This window comes from Bradyrhizobium sp. BR 1433, assembly GCF_051547665.1.
Classification (GTDB): domain Bacteria; phylum Pseudomonadota; class Alphaproteobacteria; order Rhizobiales; family Xanthobacteraceae; genus Bradyrhizobium; species Bradyrhizobium australafricanum.
This window is the reverse complement of record NZ_JBPUGG010000001.1, coordinates 4,505,998-4,527,980: the sequence shown is the minus strand read 5'-3', so window position 1 is coordinate 4,527,980 and position 21,983 is coordinate 4,505,998. Positions and strand designations below refer to the sequence as shown.

The window sequence follows — 21,983 nt, the reverse complement described above, 5'->3', positions numbered from 1 at the left end:
GCGGCGGTCTGGTCAGATGAAGCGATGGCCGGGCCTCATTGCGGCTTCTGGTATTTCAGGACGAACTCGTCGATCGGCACCGGTGCCTTGAAGACGGGAATGTCCTTGGGGTCCTCCGCATGATGCAGGAAATCGCCCTCGGCCACCAGCTTGAAGCCGGCCGCCTCGATCTCCTGCTTCAAGGTGCTCTCCTCGATCCGGTGCAGCGTCTTGGCGACACCCGTGCCTTCGCCCGTCTTGGCCGAGTGATCCGCGATCACGAGGAAGCCGCCCGGCTTGAGCGCGGCGAACATCTTCTTGTTCATCGCGGCGCGGTCGACCGGCAGATAGGTGATGTCGTGATAGAAAAAGAAGAAGGTGATCATGTCGAGGTTCTTGACCTCGGGCGGGATCGGGTCGTCATAGTCGCGCACCACATGGACGACGTTCTTCATCGCCGGCGCCTTGGCGCGGGTGTCGAACTTGTCCTTGACGAAGCGCTCGAGCACGGTCGCGGAATCCTGTGCGTAGACCTTGCCCGACGGGGCTACGGTGCGCGCCATTAGTTCGGTGCTGTAACCCGCGCTCGCCGCCATGTCGAGGATCGTCATACCGGGCTTGACGCCGGCAAAGGCGAGCATCTTGGCCGGCTGCCGGCGCTGGTCGACCTGACGATCCGCATCGCTGCGATCGGGTGCGGCGACGATCGCGGCGTAGTCGGGATTGGCGGCGTCTTCCGCGCGAACTTGAGGCGCGGCAAGCAGCGCGGCGGATACAAGTGCTGCGCAGGTGGCAGCACATAGGATCAATCTGTTCATGAAATAACCCCGGGCTTTTCGTTGGCCCTGAACATAGCAGTCGGGACATGACAGTTCACCGCTCCACTGGCGCGACCGACGCGATCGTGATCGGGCCGTTAGAAGCGCTCCGGGGCGCACAACCCCGAGGAAATGCGGTGTTGCGTTGCACGGCGAGGCGTGGCTAGCATCGCCGGACGGGGCCGATTTACGAAGCCAAAACGAAACGACGGGGAGCCGGACATGACGACGCAAGCGACGCCCAAGAGGACGTCAGAGGGGCTGTCAAAGGGGACGCCGAAGGGCGCCTGGCAAATCACCTTCCTTCTATTCCTGTTCATGGTGGTGAACTTTGCCGACAAGATCGTGGTCGGGCTCGCCGGCGTGCCGATCAAGAAGGAAATGGGCCTCACCCAGGAGCAGTTCGGCGATCTCGGCTCGTCATTCTTCCTGTTGTTCTCGATCTCGGCGATCGTGGTCGGCTTCATCGTCAACCGCGTCGCCACCCGCTGGGTGCTGCTGATCCTGGCGGTGATCTGGTCGCTGGCGCAATTTCCGATGGTCGGCACCGTCAGCTTCACGACGCTGGTGATCTGCCGCATCATCCTCGGCGCCGGCGAGGGGCCGGCGTTCTCGGTCGCGGCGCACGCGATCTACAAATGGTTTCCGGACGAGAAGCGTACGCTGCCGACCGCGATCCTGTCGCAGGGCTCCGCGTTCGGCGTGATCCTCGCGGTGCCCGCGCTGAACTGGATCATCGTCAATCACAGCTGGCATCACGCCTTCGGCGCGCTCGGCATCGTCGGCCTGATCTGGGCGGTCGCCTGGTTCGCGCTCGGCAAGGAAGGGCCGCTGGTGTCGACGTCTGCCGTGGCGGCCGACGAGCCGCGGATTCCGTATTGGAAGCTTTTGACCTCGCGCACCTTCATCGGCTGCGTGGTGGCAACCTTCGGCGCCTATTGGGCGCTGTCGCTCGGGCTCACCTGGTTCACGTCCTTCATCATCGAGGGGCTCGGCTTCTCGCAGCACCAGGCCGGCTTCGTCTCGATCCTGCCCTGGATATTCGGCGCGACGATCGTGCTGCTGACCGGCTGGATCTCGCAGCTGATGCTGGCGCGCGGCTTCACCACCCGCGGTGCGCGCGGCGTGCTCGGCTCGGTGCCGCTGATCTTCGGCGGCGCCATCCTTGCGATGCTGCCCTATGCGCCGCCCGGCGGGATCATGATCGCGCTGCTGGTGATCGGCTCCGGCCTGTGCGGCTCGATCTACGTGGTGTGCCCGCCGATGCTCGGCGAGTTCACGCCGGTGTCGCAGCGCGGCGCGATCATCGCGATCTACGGCGCGCTCTACACGATCTCGGGCATCCTGGCGCCGATGGTGATGGGCAATGTGATCCAGCACGCGGCCACGCCGATGGCCGGCTACATGTCCGGCTTCACCATCAACGCGGCGATCATGGCCGGCTCCGGCCTGCTCGGATTGCTGCTGCTGTGGCCGAACACCGAGCGGGCGCGCCTGACCGGCACGTCGCAGCCGGCAGGCACGATCAAAGGCGCGATGTCGCCGACGTAAGGGGACGCACCTCTGGCAACTCGCTCCACTTCGCCTCTCCCCTTGTGGGAGAGGCCGGATCGCATGCAGCGGAGCGCAATGCGATCCGGGTGAGGGGTTGCGGTCTCTCGAGGGACGGAGTTCGCGGAGGCAGACCCCTCACCCGGATTTCCCGCTGACGCGCGAAATCCGGCCTCTCCCACAAGGGGAGAGGCGGAAGTCCTGTAGCCCGGATCGCTGCGTCTCTCAATTCATCCCCTGCGCGCCGCGCACCAGTCTGCCCGGGCGTGCGCCGGTGGCCTTGCCCTCGCGCTGGGTCACGATGCCCGACACGATGGTGGCGTCATAGCCGTCGACCTGCTGCAGGAGGCGGCGGCCGCCGACCGGCAGGTCGTAATGCACCTTCGGCGGGTGCAAATGCAGCCGGTCGTAATCGATCACGTTGACGTCGGCCTTGAAGCCAGGCGCGATCACGCCGCGATCATGCAGGCCGACCGACAGCGCCGTCTTGCGCGACTGCGCCGCGACCACGAACGGGATCGAGAGCTTTTCGCCGCGGCTGCGGTCGCGCGTCCAGTGCGTCAGGAGATAAGTCGGGAAGCTGGCGTCGCAGATGATGCCGCAATGCGCGCCGCCGTCGGACAGGCCGGGCACCGCGCTCGGTTCACGCAGCATCTCATGCACAGCGTCGAGGTTGCCGTCGGCGTAATTCAGGAACGGCACATAGAGCATGCCGCGGCCCTCGTCGGTCAGCATCGCGTCATAGGCGAGCTCTTCCGGCTGCCGGCCCTGGCGGCGCGCCTGCGGGCCGAGCGCGTTTTCCGGCGGCTGCTCATAGTCCGGCGGATTGCCCAAGAGGTACATCTTGTCGTAGTTCGGCCGGAAGAACAGCGGATCGTCGGTCGCCGTCGCGCTCTCGCTCAGGATCGCCGCGCGCACCTCGGGCCGGCGCAGCTGCGCGAGCCGCTCGGCCAGCGGCAGCCTGGCGATCTCGCGATAGCTCGGATGGGTCTGGAACGGGTTGCGCGACAATTCGAGTCCGAGCAGCAGCCCGACCGGCCGCGCCGCGATCTGGGTCGTGATCGACAGACCGCGGGCGGCGGCTTCATTGATGGTGTCCATGGTCTGCCGCCAGCGCCGCGGCGCCTTGTCGGCCTGGGCGACGGAGAACGAGATCGGGCACCTTGTGTTCTCGGCGACCCGCAGCATCATCGGCAGGTCCTCGTGCACGGTGCTCTGGTCGAGCACGAATTGCAGCACGCTGCGGCCGACGCCGTGCATCGCGCCGGCGATCGCGGTCAGTTCATCCTCGCCGGCTTTCAGCGTCGGCGTGTAGTCGCCGGTCGAGGTGCGGTGATTGAGCGTGCGCGAGGTCGAGAAACCCAGCGCGCCCGCACGCACCGCGTCGCCGGCGAGTGCCGCCATCGCCTTGTTGTCCTCGGCCGTCGCGGGATCGCGGCGCGCGCCGCGCTCGCCCATGACATAGACCCGCAGCGCCGCATGAGGCAGCTGTGCGCCGATGTCCATGTCGAAATTACGCTTCGACAGCCACTCCATGTAGTCGGGGAAGCTCTCCCACGCCCAGGGAATGCCAGCCGAGAGCACCGGCTCCGGAATGTCCTCGACGCCTTCCATCAGCTGGATCAGCCTGGTGTGGTCGCTGGGCCGGCACGGCGCAAAACCGACGCCGCAATTGCCCATGATCGCCGTGGTGACGCCGTTCTGCGACGACGGCGTGATGTCCTGGCTCCAGGTCACCTGGCCGTCGTAATGGGTGTGGACGTCGACGAAGCCGGGCGCCACCAGCTTGCCGCGGGCGTCGATCTCTTCCTTGCCCTTCGCCGAGACCTTGCCGACTTCGGTGATCTTGCCGCCTGTGATCGCGACATCGGCTTCATAGAGGTCGCCGCCCTTGCCGTCGGCGATGGTGCCGCCGCGGATCACGAGGTCTGGGGTCGAGGTCATGGCATTTCATCCCAAGGCTGTTTTTGGTTGACGGCATCATGGGTCAGCCCCCGATGCTGTCAACCAGCGCCGATGAAGCTCTGGGATGCGCTGGCGCTGATTTGCCAGCTGGGATCGAGCGTTGCCGTCCGGCGGAAATTTGTTCCGCCGGCAACCCGCCGCGAACTTATCGCGCGCCGAAGAACGCCGTCTTCTGGGTCTCCTCGGCCTGCAGCCTCACGCGCACGCGCATCAGGTCCTTCCAGCCGATATAGCCGACAAGGCGCTGATCCTCGCGCGAGATGACCGGCAGATGCGAGACGTTGACCTGCATCAGGCGGTCGGCGAGCCGGTCGAGATATTCGTCGGGATAGGCGACGGTGATCTTGCTGCCGGCCAGCAGCTGCCTGAGCGTCGCGGTGCGATGCTTGCCGGCGCGGCGCCAGCGCAGCACGGAGGGCGGGTCGATCACGCCGAGCACGTGATGGTTGGCGTTGACGACGGGAAAGCTCGGGTGAGCTGTCTTCGGGTTGGTCAGGAAGGCGGCCGCGCCGTGCAGCGACATGGTGTCGGAGACGGTCTCGACCGCCGTGGTCATGACGTCGCGCACGCGCGTCAGCGCGAACGGATCGACGCGGTACTCGCGCACCAGATGATGGCCACGCCGCGCCACCTTCTCGGTCAGAATCGAGCGCCGCATCAAAAGCACCGTGACGCCATGCGCGGTGCCGCAGGCCGCGATCAGCGGCAGCAGCACATGGGTGTTGCCGGTCAGCTCGACCGCGAAGAAGGTCGCGGTCAGCGGCGAGCGCATCGTGCCGCCCATCGTCGCCGCCATCGCCAGCAACGCCCAGAAGCCGGGGCTCGCATCGGGCAGATAGCCGCTCAGCGCCGTTCCCATCGCGCCGCCCATGATGAGCAGCGGCGCCAAGACGCCGCCCGACGTGCCCGAGCCGAGCGCGACCGACCAGATGACGGCTTTAACCACGAGCAGCAGCAGCGCGGTCTTCAGCACCACGTCGCCGCTCAGCATCGACGCGAGGTTGTCATAGCCGACGCCGAGCGCCTGCGGCTCGATCAAGCCGCCAAGGCCGACGACCAGGCCGCCGATCAGCGGCCACCACATCCAGTGGATCGGCAGCTTGAGGAAGATGTCCTCGCAGCCATAGACCAGCTGGGTGAGCACGCCCGACAGCAGCCCGGAAAGGATCCCGATCAGCATCCAGGCGCCGAGTTGCAGCACCGAGATGTCGACGCCGCCGGTGAACGGAAACAGGGGTGCGGGCATGTGCAGGAAGGTGCGTCCGACCGCCGCCACCACGGCGGCGACGGTGACGGGAATGAAGCTGCGCGGCGTCCATTCGAACAGCAACAGTTCGACCGCGAGCATGATCGCGGCGATCGGCGTTCCGAACACGGTGGTCATGCCGGCGGCGGCGCCCGCCACCAGCAGGGTCTTGCGCTCGTTGTCGCTGACCGGGAGCATCTGAGCGATCAGCGAGCCGATCGCGCCGCCCGTCATGATGATCGGGCCTTCGGCGCCGAACGGGCCGCCGGTGCCGATCGACACCGCCGACGACAACGGCTTCAGGATCGCCACCTTGGGGTCGAGCCGGGAACGGCCGAGCAAGATGGCCTCGATGGCTTCCGGAATGCCGTGGCTGCGGATCTTCTCGCTGCCGAAACGCGCCATCAGCCCGATGATCAGCGAGCCCGCGACCGGCACCAGCACGGTCCAGAGACCGAGCGGCGAATCCTGCAATTTCAGGTCGGCGAAGCTGAACTGGCCGAAATAGGCGATGTTGGTGGCGAGCTTGATCAACTGCAGCAGTCCCGCCCCGGCCAGCACGCCTGCGACGGAGACGAACACGGCGATCGCCGAGATCACCACGACGCGCGGATCGGTCGTGAAGTCGCTCAGGAGGTGGCTGGCCTTGTCGCCGATCTTGGCACTGGTCTTGGCGGAGACGCTCGATTTGGTGGAAATGACGCTCATTGGTGGCGTAAGGCTCGGGTGAAGTGGACGCGGCGTCATATCGCATTGCGATATAATTACAAGCGGGAGACATCGAATGGCAGCGTTGAAAGGACCGTCGAAATCGCCGAGGCAGGACCAGAAGCGGGTTCCCAGCCAGGCCGATTACGAGGCGCTGTCGCAATTTCGCTATCTGATCCGCCGGTTTCTGGAGTTCAGCCAGGATGCCGCGAAGGCCGCGGGCCTGACGCCGCGGCAGCATCAGGCCTTGCTGGCGATCCGGGGCTATCCGGGCGGCGGGCCGGTTGCGGTCGGCGATCTGGCCGAACGGCTGCGGCTTCGTCACCACACCACGGTCGAACTGGTCGATCGGCTGTCCGAGGCCGGGCTGGTCGAGCGCGTGCTCGATCCCGCCGACCAGCGGCGGGTGCTGCTGAAATTAACCGGCCTTGCGGCCGATCATCTCGCCGAATTGTCAGCGGTCCATCTCGACGAGCTGTCGCGGATCGAGCCGCTCCTGAAGCAGGTGCTGTCGCGACGGTCGGAATGAATTCACGTCGCGCAAACTCTATCCACGTCATTGCGAGCGGAGCGAAGCAATCCATAGCTCAGCAGCACGAGAGATGGATTGCTTCGTCGCTATCGCTCCTCGCAATGACGGCGGTGAAAGCCTCTCAGCCGCGCGGGCCGGCTGCCTCTGCCTGATATCCCGAAGCCCGCGGCTTGCGCTCGGTGACGAGGGCAAGCAGCACGGTCAGCACCATGAACACCACGGAGGCGCCGAACACCCAGTGCGGCATGTGCTGGTCCATGATCCAGCCGAACAGCAGCGGGCTCACGATGCCGCCGAAGTTGAAGCCGGTGGAGACGATGCCGAAGGCGCGGCCGGCGGCGCCGGGCGGCGCTGCGTTGCGCACCATCATGTCGCGGGACGGCGCGATCACCCCGCCGAGGAATCCGGCAAGCCCCATCGCCAGCGTGAGCGCCACCGGCGGCAGGTCGAGCAGCGCAATCAGCAGCACGAGGGCGGCATTGACCGCGAAGCAGGCCGCGGCGAGCTGGCTGTGGCGATGGGTCCAGTCGGCGAGGTAGCCGCCGGCGAGCACGCCGGCCGCGCTGGCGCCGAGGAACGCGGTCAGCGCGATATTGGCCGTCGAGAACGACGCGCCGTAACCGCCCATCAATGCGACCACGCCGAAATTGTTGATGCCGGAGGTCGACAGGCTGAGCAGCGTGAAGAAGGCCGTCAGCACCATCAGCGCCGGCGTGATCACGCTCGCCTTCGGCGCGGCGTCGTCCTTTGCCTTGTTCTTGTTGGCGCCGGCATCGGGAATGCCGAGCACGATCAGGAACAGCGCCACCAGCGGACCGACCGCGCCGGCGACGATCAGCGCGCCGAGGCCGCCGATCGAGGCCACGAGTGCCGCCATGATCGCGGGCGCCACCGCGCCGCCGAGGAAGCCGGCAAAGGTGTGGATCGAAAAGGCGCGGCCCATCCGCGCCTCGTCCATATGGGCCGAGAGGATCGCGTAGTCGGCCGGATGATAGACGCTGTTGGCGAGGCCAAGCAGCACCGCGCAGACTATCAGCGACGTATAGCTGAGATGCAGGCCGAGCCCGATCAGTGCGCAGCCGCCGACGGTCAGTCCAATCAAGAGGATCTTGCGCGCGCCGATGTGGTCGGCGAGGTAACCGATCGGCGCCTGGGTCAGCCCGGAAACCACCGCGAACACCGTCAGCGCCAGGCCGAGCTCGACGTAGCCGACGCCGAGCTGCTGCTTCAGGAACGGGAACAACATCGGCAGCACGAAGATATGGAAATGGCTGACCCAATGGGCGACCGAAATCCCCGTCAGCGTGCGCAGCGCACTGTCGGCTTTCGCTTGCTGCGGTGCGGCCAGAACGTCGACCATGTGCCTGAAAACCCTAATTCCGGAAAGCCCGCCGAAAATAGAGATCGGCCGCTAATTGTCCATGAACGCGGGCGCATGGCTGCCCCCGGCGCGGGCGTGCCGGATCGACACATGCGGCATTAAATGCGGCGACAAAGCACGGCGGCACGGCGATGATCGGCCATGATCGACGCCAAAAAGCAGCTCCGCGTGCTGGTGTCGGAGGGCTCCAGCACCTCCGGCCGCGAGGCGATCACGATCCTCGGCCTGGCCGGCCATCACGTCGAGGTTTGCGACCCCTCGCGCTGGTGCCTGGCGCGCTACTCCCGCTTTGTCCGCAAATACCACCATTGTCCGCCGCTGCGGTCGGATCCGGTCGGCTTCCTGCGCTTCGTCGAGCGCCTGTTGGCCTCGCGGCATTTCGATGTGCTGCTGCCGACCCATGAACAGGGATTTTTGTTCGCACGCGCCGCGGCAGGGCTGGCATCACGTACCGGCCTCGCGCTGCCGGATTTCGCCAGCTATCGCGCCGTGCACAGCAAGGCCGGCTTCAGCCGCCTGCTCGACCGGCTCGGGCTGCCGCAGCCGCCGACCCGGATCGTGAATTCGGCCGAGGAGCTGCGCGAGGCGGTGCGGTTTCCATCCGTTGTCAAGACGTCGGTCGGTACCGCCAGCCGCGGCGTCTGGTTCGTGCGCGACGCTGGTGATCTCAATCGCGCGCTCTACGACCTCGAGTCCTCAGGCGATTTTGGCGGTGAGGTGCTGGCGCAGGATCTGGTCACCGGCACGGTCGAGAAGGCGCAGTCGGTGTTCTGCCACGGCACGCTTGTCGGCTTCCATGCCTACCGCCAGATTGCGGCCGGTGTCGGCGGCGGCGAGGCGATCAAGGAGAGCGTGAGCCGGCCGGCGATCCGCGCCGGCCTCGAGACCATCGGCGCGCATCTTGGTTGGCACGGTGCGCTCTCGGTCGACGTCATCATGCCGCTCGACAGCGCGACGCCGCTGTTGATCGACTGTAACCCGCGGCTGGTCGAGCCGATGAACGCCTTTCAGTCGGGCGTCGATCTGGTCGATCTGCTGCTGCGCGTCTCGCGCGGCGAGACGCCGGCGCCGCTGGCCGAGGGCCGTCTCGGGGTGCGGACGCATCTGGCGATGCAGGCGCTGCTCGGCAGCGCATCGCGCGATGGCACGCGGCGTGACCTGATCCGGGAATGCGGCCGCATCGCCGCGGGCGAAGGGCACTATCGGGGAAGCAGCGAAGAGCTGACGCCGGTGCGGCTCGACTGGCTCAGTGCCGTGCCGCTGGCGATGACCACGGCGTTGCTGCTGGCATCACCGCAGATCGCCGCATCGCTGGCGCGCGGCGGCTTTGGCGCGCACCTGCTCGATCGCGGCAGTATCAAGGCGATCGAAAACGGCGATTTCCGCTAGGATCCTTCAGTGCGAATTCACTGCACGATCTTGTCTGCGCGCTTCAAGAGCTCCGGTGGAATCTCGACGCCCACGGCACGGGCCGCCTGGAGATTGAATATCAGCTCTCGCTTGGTGACGACGCCGACCGGCAGGTCGCCGGGCTTCGCGCCCTTGAAAATCTTGTCGGCGAATGTCGCAAACTCGCGCCATGTATCGGCGACGTTGGCGCCATAGGTAATCACCCCGCCCGCGTCCGCCTGGCCGCCGGGAAACATTACCGGCAAGCGGTTCTTCATGGCCAGTTCACCGACCCGCTTTCGATTGCTCCAGGGCACCGGCACTTCCAGGACCAGCAGCGCCTCCGCGCGTTCCTTTGCCATCCCGGCAATCGCGGCCTCCAGATCGTCCGCACCCTTGACCTTCACGATTTGCGACTCCAGCCCCAGGGCCTTGGCTGCGGCCTCGTTGGCACGGTCAATCGGGGCGAGCCCGCGTTCATCCGCGCCGGGGATCGTTTGATCACTGAGAATCGCAACGCGCGTGATCCCGGGGAATGCCTCCTTCAGAAGCTTGAACTGGTCGCTGGCCTGCTGCGGATCCAGGTTGGTGAGGCCCGTGACATTGCCTCCCGGTTTTTCCATCGAGGCGACAAGCTTCAACGCGACCGGATCAGTCACGATCGCGAAGATCACCGGGATCGTCGACGTGGCCTTCTGCGACGCCACCGACGCCGGGCCGCCGAGTGCGAGGATGACATCCACATTCGCGCCGACCAGTTCCGAGGCGAGACCGGGAAGGCGCTCGAGCTTCGACTCGGCAAATCGCGGCTCGATGACGATGTCGCGTCCTTCGAGATAGCCGCGCTCGGCGAAGTCGCTCAGAAGGTTTTTCTTGATGGAATCGAACAGCGGCGACGGGCTGCCGTTGACGAGGATTCCTACTTTCCTGGGGGCCTGTTGCGCATTGGACGGTTCGCACATCGACGCGATGATGCAGAAGACCGTGAGCACCGCCTTCGCAAATCTCATGGCACCGCCCCCCAAAGCAAGGATCCAGCGTCCATGCCGAGCCTAGCACGGCAACCAATCCGGAAGGGGGGCAGCCCATGACCCCGCTGCGACCTATTGTCTGCTTGGCGACGACGAGCCGGGCTGGGTAGCTCGCAAGCTGCGAGCCCGCGGCGCGCTACTGCGCGACCGTGCGCGTATCAGGGAGATCGGGGACGAAGCCTTTGACTAGCTCCATCCGCGTCGTCCCGGGCAAGCGCAGCGCGACCCGGGACCCATAACCATCGCTGGCGATTGTTGCGTATCGCTGGGGCCGCAGCCTATTTCAACAACCCAATCCGGTGGCAATGGGTCCCGGCCTTTGCCGGGACGACGTGAGGATGGATATCGCATAGCCTCACAACGGCTCGTCATCATTGCCGTAGCGGTCGAGCTTCGGCGTGGCGATGTCGCCATCCTCATAATACTCGTCTTCCTGCAACGCTGCGGGTGGCGGAGGCTTCTTAGACTTGTCGTCGGTCTTGTCTTTGGTCTTGGCGCCGCCCTTGGTCTGCTTCCCGGCCTTGGCCATGCGTTTCCCCTGCGCGGGTCAAATCAGCTGCCGGAACTCTACCCCAGTTTCGGTGCGTTTGTAATATTCGGAGACGGTGCGGCGGGTCACACCCGCCCCACCGGATCATGCTCTAGAACGTCGCGCCGGCCTTTACCATGTAGGTGCGGCCGGGCAGCGGATAGGCCGAGAAGCGGCCTTCGGTGAACGTGCTCGCGATGGCGTAGTCGTAATAGAGCGCGTTGAACAGGTTGTTCACGCTCAGCGACCAGAAGAAGCGGTCAACTTGCCCGCTCAGCTTGATATCGGCGGTGGCGTTGCCGGGAATCCGGCTCTGGGTGTTGGCCTGGTCGTTGTCCATGATGCGCGAACTCCAGGCCCGCACCGTGGCGTCGAACACCAGATAGTTCTGCCAGATATTCCAGGTGACGCCGAGATTGCCGGTGTAGCGCGACACCAGCGGCACGTCGTTGCCGGCCCAGATGCCTTCGCGGAACACCGCACGGGTGATCGCCATGCCGCCGCGCAGGGTGACGCTGTCGCTGACCTTGAGCGAGGCACTGGTCTCCGAGCCATAGCGGCGGGTGGGGTCGAGGTTGGTGTTGAAGAACAGCACCGGGTTGAAATGGATCTCGTTCTCGAGATCCATCAGATAGACGCTGGTCTGGACCTGGAAGCGGTTGGTCCTGACGCGAAAGCCGCCCTCGAACATCCTGCGAGGTCTGGGTCTTGAGCTGGAAGGTCTGCGGGATCGGGGCGAAGGTCAGCGGGTCGAATGACGGACCCGACGCGACGCGTTCGTCGACATCGGGCGTGCGGAATGCGCGTGCCGCGCGGCCGAACACCGAGAAAGTGTCGGTCAGGCGATGCTCGATGCCGACATGCAGCGCGTATTGCGTCTCGTTGCTGTCGAGCGGTGCCGCCTGGGTGTCGAATGCGAATGGCGCATTCGGGTCGTAGCGATCGCGCGCCGAGATGCTGGTGTTCTGCACGCGCGCGCCGTAGGCGAAGTCGGTCGTCGGCAACAGGCCCAGCGTATGTTGCCAATAGCCGGCCACGGACTGCTGCTCGATATTGTAGATATGGAACGGGTCGACGCCCTGATAGGCGCCGCGCGCCTCGCGGAAGGTCGAATCGTAATAGTCGATGCCGGTCAGGATTGTCGACGGCATGCCCAGCATCACGTTCTTGACGCTGAGCCGCGGCGTGAGCGACCAGGTCTGCAGCGCGGCGTCATTGTAGGTCGAGGCGAAGCTGATGGTCGGCACCGTGCCGAAGAAGCCGCTTTGCGTCTCGCGCTGCCGCCAGCCACCGTCGACGATGAGGTCGACGCCGTTCATCAGCGTCCTGGTGAAGCCGGCGGTGACGCTGGCGGTCTGCTGGTTGGCATAGTCGAAAGGCGTCGCGGCGCCGCGGCGGTCGGTGAGCAACTCGTTGACACCGATCGACGGATCGATCAGCCGTCCGCCGGGCAGGCCGAGCTTTTGGTCGCTGCCCGTGACGGTCAGGAAGGCGGTGAGATCCAGCGTGGTGTAGTTGATGTTGCCGACGGCGTTGCGCTGGTCGAGCGCATTGTTGACGCGGTAGCCGTCGGACTTGATGCCGTTGCCGTAGAACGAGGTGGACCACGGTCCGGAATTGAGCGCCGCGGACACCGCGGCCATGCGGGTGTTGAACGAGCCAAATCCGGCCTCGGCGCGCATCGCTGTCGGCGGGCAGCCGACGCCGGTCTTGGTGATGATGTTGACGACGCCGCCCACCGCGTTGTCGCCGTAGAGCACTGCGCCGCTGTTGCCGCGCGTGATCTCGATGCGCTCGATCGAATCGAGCGGAATCGTGGTGAGGTCGAAGCCGGCCTTGTCGACGTCGTTGAGGCGGCGGCCGTTGAGCAGGAAAAGGGTATTGTCGGTCGCGAATGCGCCGAAGCCGCGCAGGTCGACCGACGTCTTGGCGCCGTTCGGTCCGCCATAGGGCGTTTGCAGTTGCACGCCCGGCACCTGCGCGAGGATCTCGGGCAACGACTGCACCGGCGAATGCGCGATGTCGTCGGCGGTGATCACGGCCGAGGAGGAGCCGACAATGCCGGCGAGCTGGCGGCCGCCGGTGCCGCCCGTTCCGGTGGCCACGCCGGTCCCTGTCGTGCCCGATCCGGCTCCGCTGCCTGTATTGTTGCCTTGCGAGGTGCCCGGCGCCGGGCGTCGCGGCGCCGGCGCTTCGTCAGCGGCCGGCCTGGCGCGCGTGACGTTCTGGTCGCCCGGCTTGGTGACTTCGATCGCCGGCAGCTGATCGGGAGCGGGTGCCTGCTGCGCCCGCGCTGCGGAGACAAGGAATGCCGGCGCGAGCATCGTCGCCGGCGCGATCATCGTCGACGCGAGCAGAAGCGCGCGGCGCCGCCGATGGAAAGGGAAGGAGAACATAAGCAAGGCCTCGGCAACGTCAGTGGCACGTCACCGCGAACCAGTCTCACCATCGTGCTCACGGCATCAGGTGAAGCTCATGCCTGTACTCCCCGACCGGCAGCATCGCGTGTGACCACGGCTGACGGCAGGTCTCCTGGCTCGCGGGTCGTTACCCTTCGTCGCCTTCCCAGGACCGAGATTCCCAGTGGCCTGTGACGAAGGATTCACCGCATACAGTTGCGGGGGCAGCCGCGGCGTTGGGGAAGTTTCCCCGTACCGCATTCCCTTTTCATCTCATGAAAGAACCGTCATGTTCATCTAGGGTTCGGCCGGGTAGCAAAGTCAATCCGGCGGAAGTCGGGCAATGGCCGTGCGGCCACGGTTTTTGTCGAGTGTCGCTTGTCTGCCACGACGATCGCTGTAAGAGCATGGATCCGATGAGCGTGCAGGATTTTGCCTTGGCGGCCGAGGTCGCGGCGCGGCGCCGGTGGGGCGCCACCGCGGCGCTGCTCGCGCTCGTGGTCCTGCTGTGCGTGCTCTCGCTCGGCGTCGGGCCGGTGCGGCTGTCGCCGCTCGCGGTGATCGAGGCGCTGTTCGGCGGCGGCAGCGATGTGGCGCAGGTGATCGTGCGCGAGATCCGCCTGCCGCGCACCATCCTGGCATTTGCGATCGGCGGCATTCTCGGGCTGTCCGGTGCGGCGCTGCAAGGGCTGCTGCGCAATCCGCTGGCCTCGCCGTCGCTGTTCGGCGCGCCGCAATCGGCCGCGTTCGGCGCGGTGCTGGTGATCGCGCTGGGCCTCGCCGATGTGCGCTCCTACACGCTGCCGGTGGTCGCGATCATCGCCGCCTTCGGCTCGGTGTTCGCGCTGCTTGCGATCGCCGGCCGCAATGCCGGGCTGTTGATCCTGATCCTCGCCGGGCTCGCGATCTCGAGCTTTGCGGGGGCGGCAACCGCGCTGGTGATGAATCTCTCGAGCAATCCGTTCGTGGTGCTGGAGATCGCGTTCTGGCTGCTCGGCTCGTTGGAGGACCGCAGCTTCCAGCACGTGGCGCTGGCGCTCCCCTTCATCATCGCAGGCGCCGCCATCCTGCTCAGCCAGGCGAGCGCCTTCCGCGCGCTGACACTCGGCGAGGAGGCGGCGCAGAGCCTTGGCGTCGACGTCGGGCGGTTGCGGCTTTTCGTGATCACGGGCGTGGCGCTCGGCGTAGGCGGCGCGGTCGCGGTCACCGGCACGATCGGTTTCATCGGCCTCGTTGCGCCGCATCTGATGCGTCCCGTGATCGGTCACGATCCGGCGCGGCTCTTGGTGCCGAGTGCCCTCACCGGCTCGGCGCTGCTGCTCGCCGCCGACATCGCGGTGCGCATCATTCCTTCAACCTCGGACATCAAGGTCGGCGTGCTGACCTCGATCATCGGCGTGCCGTTCTTTCTCTATCTGATCATGCGCGAGCGCCGCGCGCTCGGCGGAGGCGTGGCATGACGCTGCTCTCCGCCGTCGCTCTCAATGCCTCGCTCGGCAGCCGCAAGGTGCTGCACGATGTCTCGCTGTCGCTGCCGTCGGGCCATCTGGTCGCGCTGGTCGGGCCGAACGGCGCCGGCAAGACCACACTGCTGCGCGCGCTGGCCGGGCTGATTCCGTCGGGCGGCGAGATCCGGATCGGCGGCGATGTGCTGGCGTCGCTGCCGCTGCGCGAGCGCGCGAAACGATTCGCCTATCTGCCGCAGGGGCACATGGTGCACTGGCCGCTGCCGGCACGCGATATCGTCGCGCTCGGCCGCTATCCGCACGGCGCGACCGATCCGGCGCGGATGTCGCAGACGGATATGGAGGCGGTGCTGCGCGCGATGCAGGCGGTCGACGTCACTGAATTCAGCGATCGCCGCGTCACCGAACTCTCCGGCGGCGAGCGCAGCCGCGTCGCGCTGGCCCGGGTGCTCGCGGTGGAGGCGCCGGTGATTCTCGCCGACGAGCCGACCGCCTCGCTCGATCCACGCCACCAGATCGACGTGATGCAGAAGCTGCGCAACGTCGCCGATGCCGGTGTGCTGGTGATCGTGGTGACGCATGACCTGGGACTCGCCGCGCGCTTCGCCGATCATGTTCTGGTGCTGTCGGAGGGACGGCTGGCCGCGCAGGGCGCGCCTGCTGAAGCGTTGTCGGAAGCGGTCCTCGCCAGCGTGTTCCGGGTCAGCGCCTATCGTGCCGAATTTCAGCGCGAGGCCGTCATCGTGCCGTGGGCGGACGTCTGATGTGGCCACGTCCTCACCACGAGCTCAGTTCACCTCTCCCGCTTGCGGGGGAGGTCGCTGCGCTCGAAGAGCGCAGCGGGTGGGGGCTCTCTCCACGATATGAACTCGCTGCGAAACCCCCACCCCAACCCTCCCCCGCAAGCGGGAGAGGGGGCGCACTTTCAGTGTGGCCGCCATCTCGCTTCGCTTCATCTTGGAGCGGTGGTCGCGATACTGCTGTGGCTTATCTCTGCCGGTGCCGCGTCCGCCGCCGGACCGCGCATCGTCTCGATGAATGTCTGCAGCGACCAGCTCGTGCTGTCGCTGGCCGATCCGGACCAGATTATCGGCCTCAGCCGCTTCTCGCGTGATGCCTGGCAATCCTGGGCCGCGGAGAAGGCGCGAAACTTTCCGCGCCTGTCCGGCGAGGCCGAGGACGTGCTGCTGCTGAGGCCCGACCTCGTCGTGGTCAGCCTGTTCGACAAGCGCGCGACCCGCGATCTGTTGAAGGCCCACGGGCTGCACCTCGTCGAATTCACGGTGCCGCGCACGCTGGACGAGGTGAAGGACCAGATCCGCGCGATGGGCGATGTGGTGCAGCATCCCGATCGCGCAGAAGCCGAGATCGCGCGCCTCGATGCGGCGATCGCGCATGCGCGGGCGGCGGCAGGCGCGCATCATTACCGCGTGTTGCCGCTGGAGCGGCGTGGCTTTGTGCCCGGCGACGGCAGCCTGGTCAGCTCGCTGCTGGCGGCAACCGGCCTGTCCAACGCCGCCGGCGAACTTGGCGTCGGAGCAGGCGGGTTTGCTTCGCTGGAGGCGATCGTAAAGCTACGGCCGGATTTCATCCTGGTGTCGGAAGCCGGCGACCGCGCCGAGGATGACGGTCGCGCCTTCCTGCTGCATCCGGCGCTGGAGCGCTTCTATCCGCAAAGCAAGCGCATCGTGCTGCCGGAGCGGCTCACCGTGTGCGGCGGCGTGATGCTGGCGGATGCGCTGGATCGGCTGACGGAAGAGCTGAAGCGGGTGACGCGGTAGGTACACCGTCATTGCGAGGAGCGACAGCGACGAAGCAATCCATGCCGCAGCAAGCGGAGAGATGGATTGCTTCGCTTCGCTCGCAATGACGGGGAGACCTAACCCATCACCACGGGACCGCCGGCCTTCTTCCACGCATCGATGCCGCCATCGATATGCGCGGTGTTAACCAGTCCCGCCTTCTTCGCGGCGGCCACCGCCATCGCCGAGCGCTCGCCGAAGGCGCAGAAGAACACGACGCGGCGGCCGGTTGCGGCGGCGACCTCGCGCAGCATGCCGCCGGGCTGCAGGGTGGCGCAAATCCCCGGATAGGGCGCGTGCAGCGCGCCCGCGAGCGTGCCGTGCTTGGCCCGCTCGCCGCTCTCGCGCAAATCGACCAGAAGGATATCGGGGCGGCCGAGACTCGCGATGGCGTCGCGCGCGCTGAGGGAGAGGCCTTCCTTGGCGAGTTCGTCCTGGTGCAGGCCGACATGCATGTTGGCGGGCACCACGACGTCCATCAGCTTCGGGTTCGGCAAATTGAGGTTGTTCATCAGCTCGACATAGTCGTCGATCGATTTGACCTGCAGCCGCGGATTGTAGCGCTTCTCCTCGCCGATGGTGGAGACGGTGTCGCCCTTGTAGTCATGCGCGGGGAACACCATGGTCTCCTCCGGCAGCTTCAGCAGGCGGTTGAAGATCGAATCGTACTGCGCCCGCGCGCTGCCGTTCTGGAAGTCGGTGCGGCCGGTGCCGCGGATCAGCAGCGTGTTGCCGGTGAAGACGCGGTCGCCCATCAGGTAGCTGTAGGAATTGTCGGTGTGGCCGGGCGTGTACAGCGCCTCGAGGCAAAGGCCCTCGATCGTCACCTTGTCGCCGTCGGAGACGCGCATCGACACCACGTCGGCCTTGCTCTGCTCGCCCATGATGGTGATGCACTGGGTGCGGTCGCGCAGCTCGCCGAGGCCGGTGACGTGATCGGCGTGCAGGTGCGTATCGACGGCCTTGACCAGCCTGAGGTCGAGTTCCTGCAGCAGCTTGCAGTAGCGATCGGCCTTCTCCAGCACCGGATCGAGGATCAGTGCCTCGCCGCCGGCGCGGCTCGCGAGCAGATAGCTGTAGGTTCCGGATACGCTGTCGAAGAGTTGGCGAAAGATCATGACGGCTTACCTATTCTCCGGGCCGAGTCACATGGAGGATATTATTCCATAGATAGGGTCCGTTCAAAGCAAATCCATCCCCACCCCAGCCGGATCCCGTCACCCTGAGGAGCGCGCTCTTGCGCGCGTCTCGAAAGGGTGGACGGCCCGGGTCTTTCCGCGAATGGGACAAGGCATCTGGGCCGTGCATCCTTCGAGGCTCGCTCCGCTCGCGCCTCAGGATGACGGGATATGCATCGAGGTCGTGGAAGAGACGAAGTTACGGCCGCACGTAACTCCAGCCCTGCTCCCGCGGGCGCGCGTTCGCGCGACCCGTTGGCTCGCAATGACGACGGGGCCGTTACGGCCGGACCAGCGTGTATCCATTCTCGGTGAGCAGCAAGATCTGCGCGACGCCGACCTGCACGGGGGTGGCGGCGGCGATGTAGTCCGGCCGCTTGCCGCTGTCGCGCTCGATCGTGTCGACGGTGTTGAGGCAGATGTCGACCCGCGCGCCCTGCGCGATCAGGCTCTCGACCAGCTTGCGGTTCGGGTTGTCGGGCTTGAGCAGGTCGATGCCCGGGCCGAAGGCGACGATCTCGACCGCGACCTTGTCGGGGTCGTAATGCTTCATCAGATTGTTGGCGACGCTGATGACGAGGCCTTGCTTCCTCGGATCGTTGTCGGAGAGCTGCAGCACGACCTTGTGCTCGGCGAACGGCTTGTCCTGCAACGGCGCCTGCTGGGCACGCGCGAGCGGCGTCGCCAGCGCGAGCGCAGCAAGGCCGAATGCCGCGATCAGCGCGCGGCGCGTCATCCGTGCCTCGCGATGCCCGGGTTGTCCTCGACGCCTTTCAGCGTCACGCCGGGTTCGTCGCGGTTCGGCGGCCGGCCGGAGCGCAGATGCCTGGCGACGACATCCCAGATCGGCGCGCCGCTCTGCTGGTTGACCGAGGCCCAGCCTGCGACCTTGTAGTGCTTGCCGGCTTCGAGATGCTTGCCGTTGCCCAACTTCAGCTCGGAAATGCGCTTGCCGACAGTCTCGGCCGGCGTGCAGGTGTAGGCGAGGCCGCCGACGCGAACCATGTCGCCGCCCTGCTGATAATAGGGATCGACGTTGAACAGATTGTCGCAGACGTCTTCCAGCACATCCTTGATCTGGCTGCCCGTCATCTTGGCGACGTAGGTCTCCGGATAGGTGATCGCGGTTTCCGACAGCACGTCTTCCATGGTCAGCGGCTGGCCGGCGAGCGTGGTGATGCCCCAGCGGAAGCCCGGCGACAGCGCGATCTCGGCGTCGAGCTCGTTCAGCAGCGCATCGCAGATCAACTGGTCGACGGTGCCGGAGAAATTGCCGCGGCGGTAGAGCAGCCGGTCGGCCGAGGCCAGCTTGGTGTTCCATTCGTCGACATGCGGATCGCGCATCTTGTCGATCAGCGTCTGCATCGCAGGATCGGGCTTCAGCAATTCGGCGAACACCGGCAGCAGCCGGTAGCGGACGTTGGCGACCTTGCCCTTGGCAAGATCGAGATCGAGCACGCCGATGAACTTGCCGTTGGAGCCGGCATTGGTCACCAGCGTGACGCCGCCGGCATTGGTTACCGTGATCGGGATCGGGATCGCGTCATGGGTGTGGCCGCCGAGAATGACGTCGATGCCGGTGACGCGGCTGGCGAGCTTGAGGTCGACGTCCATGCCGTTATGCGACAGCAGGATCACCGCCTCGACCTTGTCGTTGTTGCGATGGCCATCGACGAGCTTCTGCAGCTCCTCGTCGCGGATGCCGAACTTCCAGTCCGGCGTGAAGCGCTTCGGATGGGCGATCGGCACGTAGGGGAAGGCCTGGCCGATGATAGCGACGCGATGGCCGCCGATCTCCTTGATGAAGGACGGCTTGAACACCCGCCCCGAAGCCGGATCGAACGCCTTGGCGTCGTTGAACGCGGCTTCCTCGGTCAGGAACACGTTCTGCGCCAGGAACTCGCCCTTGAAGCGCGAGAGGTTGTCGCGCAGCACCTGCTCGCCATAGGTGAATTCCCAGTGCCCGGTCATCGCCTCGATGCCGAGCAGATTGGCGGCCTCCACCATGTCGGCGCCGTTCATGGCGTTGGCGAGCGCCGAGCCCTGCCAGAGGTCGCCGCCGTCGAGCAGGATCGAACGCTTTTCGCCGACATCGGCGCGCAGCTTGTTCGACCAGCGTCTTCAGGTGGGCGAAGCCGCCGAGCCGGCCGAAGCGGCCGGCGGCCTTCTCGAATTCGACGCAGGTGAAGGCATAGGCGTCGGCGCTGTCGGGCCGGATGCCGAAGCGGTCGAGGAACGCCTTGCCGACGAGGTGCGGCGGTTGGCCGGCCATCGCTCCGACGCCGAGATTGACGCCGGGCTCGCGGAAAAACACCGGCTTCAGCTGCGCATGCGTGTCGGTCATGTGCAGGATGCGGGCGTTGCCGAACCGCTCGAGGTCGTAGACGCTGGCGGTATCGGCGCTGCGCGCAAGGCGGGGCAGGCCGGCCGTCAGCGTTGCGGCGGCCGCAGCTTTCAGGAATTCCCGGCGGCGGATGATCATCATTCTCTCCGCGCGGCCCCTGGCCTGCGCGCTCTTAACGAACTTCCATGTCCTTCCAGCGTTCCTTTTCGCTGGTGGCCTGGAAGATCGAGGCCTTTGCCAGTGCCTCGGCCTCCGTGGCCATGGCGACTGCGGTGTCGAAATCACCAGCCTCACCGGCCTTTTTTGCGGCAGATAGTGTCGAGGCGGTGGTGGTCCACTGGTTGCGCAGGTTGCCTGCTTCCTTGTTGGCGGCTTCGGCGGCGGCGTAGGCGGCCTTGTAGTCGTCTTCGGAGGCGGCGAGGGCGCCGGTCGCCGCTGCGATCAGCAGGGCTGATGCTGCGAGGACAGTTTTGATGGCCGCGCTCATGGCCGTGCTCCCGGACCCGAAATCGGCAGCCCGTTGCTGACATAGGACAGATAGTATTCGAGGTTGCGGTACTCGTCGTCCTGCGGATTGAGCGGCACGCCGCGGATCTGGCTGTTGCAGGTGGTGAAGCGGCGGCTGGTCGTGCCCATGCCGCTCCATTCCGAGCGGTAGATCGGCATCGCGTTCAGGATGCCGAGCGCCGGCGCCAGCACCTCGGCGCGGATCCGCTCGCCCGGGCTCTGGATGTGGCAGGTTGCGCAGGAGAAATTGAGCTGGCCGCGGCGGGTGTAGAAATATTCCTTGCCCTTCTGATAGGCCTCCAGCGCGCGCGGATCGTTCGGGATCTTGATGTCCATCGGCTTGCCGCGCGAGGTGAAGGCCATGTAGGCGGTGAGCGCCGCCATGTCGTCCTTCACATAGGAGAACGGCGCCTCGCCATTAGCTTCGCGGCAGCGGTTGAGCGCGAGCTCGAGCGTGACGACCTTGCCTTCCTTCTCGTCGAAATAGGGATAGTTCTGGCGGATACCGATGCCCTTGTTCGGGAAGCAGTCGGCGTAGGTCTTGCCGTTCTTGAACGGCGTCGCGAACATCTCCTTGCCGGCTTCGAGCGAGAACTCGTAGGGCGGAAACTGCTCCTTCTCCTCCCACTGCCTGTGCAGGTCCTCATTCATCGAATAGGGACCGTTGACGAAATCCTCGAGCTTCAGCTTGGGGAATTTGCTGGTGAAAAATTTCTGGAACGCGGCCTTGTCGGCGGCGGGATCGACGATGTCGGCCGCGCGCGCGGCCGGCGCGAGCGTCAGCACGCCGAGCGCGAACGTTGCGAGTGCTGCGCGGAATGCGAGGCGCCGCGTCATTGAATCTTCGCCGTGGCGGTGTCGGTCGCGCCCTTGTTGTCGACCCAGCTGACCTTCAGATCGTCGCCCTTCTTGCCGCCCTTGAAGGCGAACTTGACATAGGGGTCCTTGGAGACGCCGCCGCCCCAGTCGGCGACGAACACCGGCTTGCCGTCATATTCGAAGGTGAGCTGCTGGATGAAATGCGGCGGAATGATCTCGCCCTTGGCGTCCTTGACGAAGCCGGAATCCATCGGATGCTGGATCAGCGCCTGCACCTCGGTGGTGTCGCCGTTTGACGTGGCGCGCACGCGAATGCTCGATGCCATCTGATTATCCCTT

17 protein-coding genes, 2 pseudogenes and 1 riboswitch are annotated in these 21,983 nt (G+C 66.0%); of the genes and pseudogenes, 6 read left to right on the top strand and 13 right to left on the bottom strand.

The genetic code is table 11. The annotated features are described in order from the left end of the window. Window positions 1-35: 35 nt before the first annotated feature. Entirely contained in the window at window positions 36-797 is a 762-nt protein-coding gene (locus ACSKB9_RS22035; RefSeq protein WP_438075709.1) for a class I SAM-dependent methyltransferase, read from the bottom strand. 222 nt (window positions 798-1,019) lie between these two features. Here ACSKB9_RS22035 and ACSKB9_RS22030 point away from each other — a divergent pair, with 222 nt between their 5' ends. After that, window positions 1,020-2,348: an MFS transporter gene (locus tag ACSKB9_RS22030; RefSeq protein ID WP_438075707.1), complete on the top strand. Its 1,329-nt coding sequence runs from the start codon at window positions 1,020-1,022 to the stop codon at window positions 2,346-2,348. A gap of 225 nt (window positions 2,349-2,573) precedes the next feature. Here the strand turns inward: ACSKB9_RS22030 and ACSKB9_RS22025 are convergent, their stop codons facing one another. Then, on the bottom strand, window positions 2,574-4,292 hold the full coding sequence (locus ACSKB9_RS22025; protein WP_438075705.1) for an N-acyl-D-amino-acid deacylase family protein: 1,719 nt from the start codon (window positions 4,290-4,292) through the stop codon (window positions 2,574-2,576). 166 nt (window positions 4,293-4,458) lie between these two features. After that, complete coding sequence (locus ACSKB9_RS22020) at window positions 4,459-6,267, bottom strand: chloride channel protein (protein ID WP_438075703.1); 1,809 nt, start codon at window positions 6,265-6,267, stop codon at window positions 4,459-4,461. Window positions 6,268-6,343: 76 nt separating this feature from the next. Here ACSKB9_RS22020 and ACSKB9_RS22015 point away from each other — a divergent pair, with 76 nt between their 5' ends. Continuing rightward, a complete protein-coding gene (locus tag ACSKB9_RS22015) occupies window positions 6,344-6,796 on the top strand; it encodes a MarR family winged helix-turn-helix transcriptional regulator (protein WP_283089155.1) in 453 nt (150 codons plus the stop codon). 124 nt (window positions 6,797-6,920) lie between these two features. Here the strand turns inward: ACSKB9_RS22015 and ACSKB9_RS22010 are convergent, their stop codons facing one another. Further along, window positions 6,921-8,159, bottom strand: coding sequence for an MFS transporter (locus ACSKB9_RS22010; protein ID WP_438075699.1), 1,239 nt, complete (start codon window positions 8,157-8,159; stop codon window positions 6,921-6,923). 162 nt (window positions 8,160-8,321) lie between these two features. On the opposite strand from ACSKB9_RS22010, the gene ACSKB9_RS22005 reads away from it, so the two are divergent. Beyond that, the gene (locus ACSKB9_RS22005; protein WP_438075697.1) at window positions 8,322-9,569 is read left to right on the top strand and encodes a hypothetical protein; all 1,248 of its coding nucleotides are present in this window, start codon (window positions 8,322-8,324) and stop codon (window positions 9,567-9,569) included. Window positions 9,570-9,586: 17 nt separating this feature from the next. Here ACSKB9_RS22005 and ACSKB9_RS22000 read toward each other — a convergent pair whose 3' ends face one another. The 3 genes and pseudogenes from ACSKB9_RS22000 to ACSKB9_RS21990 all read right to left on the bottom strand — a co-directional run bounded on the left by ACSKB9_RS22000 (window position 9,587) and on the right by ACSKB9_RS21990 (window position 13,525). Beyond that, window positions 9,587-10,579 carry an ABC transporter substrate-binding protein gene (locus tag ACSKB9_RS22000; protein ID WP_438075695.1) on the bottom strand — a complete coding sequence of 331 codons (993 nt, stop codon included), beginning with the start codon at window positions 10,577-10,579 and terminating at the stop codon, window positions 9,587-9,589. Between the two features lie 376 nt (window positions 10,580-10,955). Continuing rightward, entirely contained in the window at window positions 10,956-11,129 is a 174-nt protein-coding gene (locus tag ACSKB9_RS21995; protein WP_438075693.1) for a hypothetical protein, read from the bottom strand. Between the two features lie 112 nt (window positions 11,130-11,241). After that, window positions 11,242-13,525 (bottom strand): annotated as a pseudogene (locus ACSKB9_RS21990) (TonB-dependent receptor). Between the two features lie 109 nt (window positions 13,526-13,634). Beyond that, window positions 13,635-13,832: riboswitch (cobalamin riboswitch) on the bottom strand. 112 nt (window positions 13,833-13,944) lie between these two features. Here ACSKB9_RS21990 and ACSKB9_RS21985 point away from each other — a divergent pair. From ACSKB9_RS21985 to ACSKB9_RS21975, 3 genes are all read left to right on the top strand, one after another. Then, window positions 13,945-14,988: a FecCD family ABC transporter permease gene (locus ACSKB9_RS21985; protein ID WP_438080337.1), complete on the top strand. Its 1,044-nt coding sequence runs from the start codon at window positions 13,945-13,947 to the stop codon at window positions 14,986-14,988. Next, window positions 14,985-15,758: an ABC transporter ATP-binding protein gene (locus ACSKB9_RS21980; RefSeq protein ID WP_438075691.1), complete on the top strand. Its 774-nt coding sequence runs from the start codon at window positions 14,985-14,987 to the stop codon at window positions 15,756-15,758. Before ACSKB9_RS21985 ends, ACSKB9_RS21980 begins: the two co-directional genes overlap by 4 nt. Window positions 15,759-16,028: 270 nt before the next feature. Further along, entirely contained in the window at window positions 16,029-16,775 is a 747-nt protein-coding gene (locus ACSKB9_RS21975) for an ABC transporter substrate-binding protein (protein ID WP_438080335.1), read from the top strand. A 98-nt stretch (window positions 16,776-16,873) separates the two neighbouring features. Here ACSKB9_RS21975 and ACSKB9_RS21970 read toward each other — a convergent pair whose 3' ends face one another. From ACSKB9_RS21970 to soxZ, 6 genes and pseudogenes are all read right to left on the bottom strand, one after another. Continuing rightward, complete coding sequence (locus ACSKB9_RS21970) at window positions 16,874-17,914, bottom strand: MBL fold metallo-hydrolase (RefSeq protein ID WP_438075689.1); 1,041 nt, start codon at window positions 17,912-17,914, stop codon at window positions 16,874-16,876. Window positions 17,915-18,254: 340 nt separating this feature from the next. Next, entirely contained in the window at window positions 18,255-18,710 is a 456-nt protein-coding gene (locus tag ACSKB9_RS21965) for a DsrE family protein (protein ID WP_253606209.1), read from the bottom strand. Continuing rightward, window positions 18,707-20,456 (bottom strand): annotated as a pseudogene (gene soxB / locus ACSKB9_RS21960) (thiosulfohydrolase SoxB). Before soxB ends, ACSKB9_RS21965 begins: the two are co-directional and overlap by 4 nt. Window positions 20,457-20,490: 34 nt before the next feature. Further along, window positions 20,491-20,805, bottom strand: coding sequence for a hypothetical protein (locus ACSKB9_RS21955; RefSeq protein ID WP_438075687.1), 315 nt, complete (start codon window positions 20,803-20,805; stop codon window positions 20,491-20,493). Then, the gene (gene soxA, locus ACSKB9_RS21950) at window positions 20,802-21,662 is read right to left on the bottom strand and encodes a sulfur oxidation c-type cytochrome SoxA (protein ID WP_438075685.1); all 861 of its coding nucleotides are present in this window, start codon (window positions 21,660-21,662) and stop codon (window positions 20,802-20,804) included. Before soxA ends, ACSKB9_RS21955 begins: the two co-directional genes overlap by 4 nt. Continuing rightward, window positions 21,659-21,970, bottom strand: a complete 312-nt coding sequence (soxZ, locus tag ACSKB9_RS21945; RefSeq protein WP_057021236.1) for a thiosulfate oxidation carrier complex protein SoxZ — start codon at window positions 21,968-21,970, stop codon at window positions 21,659-21,661. Before soxZ ends, soxA begins: the two co-directional genes overlap by 4 nt. Between the last annotated feature and the right edge of the window lie 13 nt (window positions 21,971-21,983).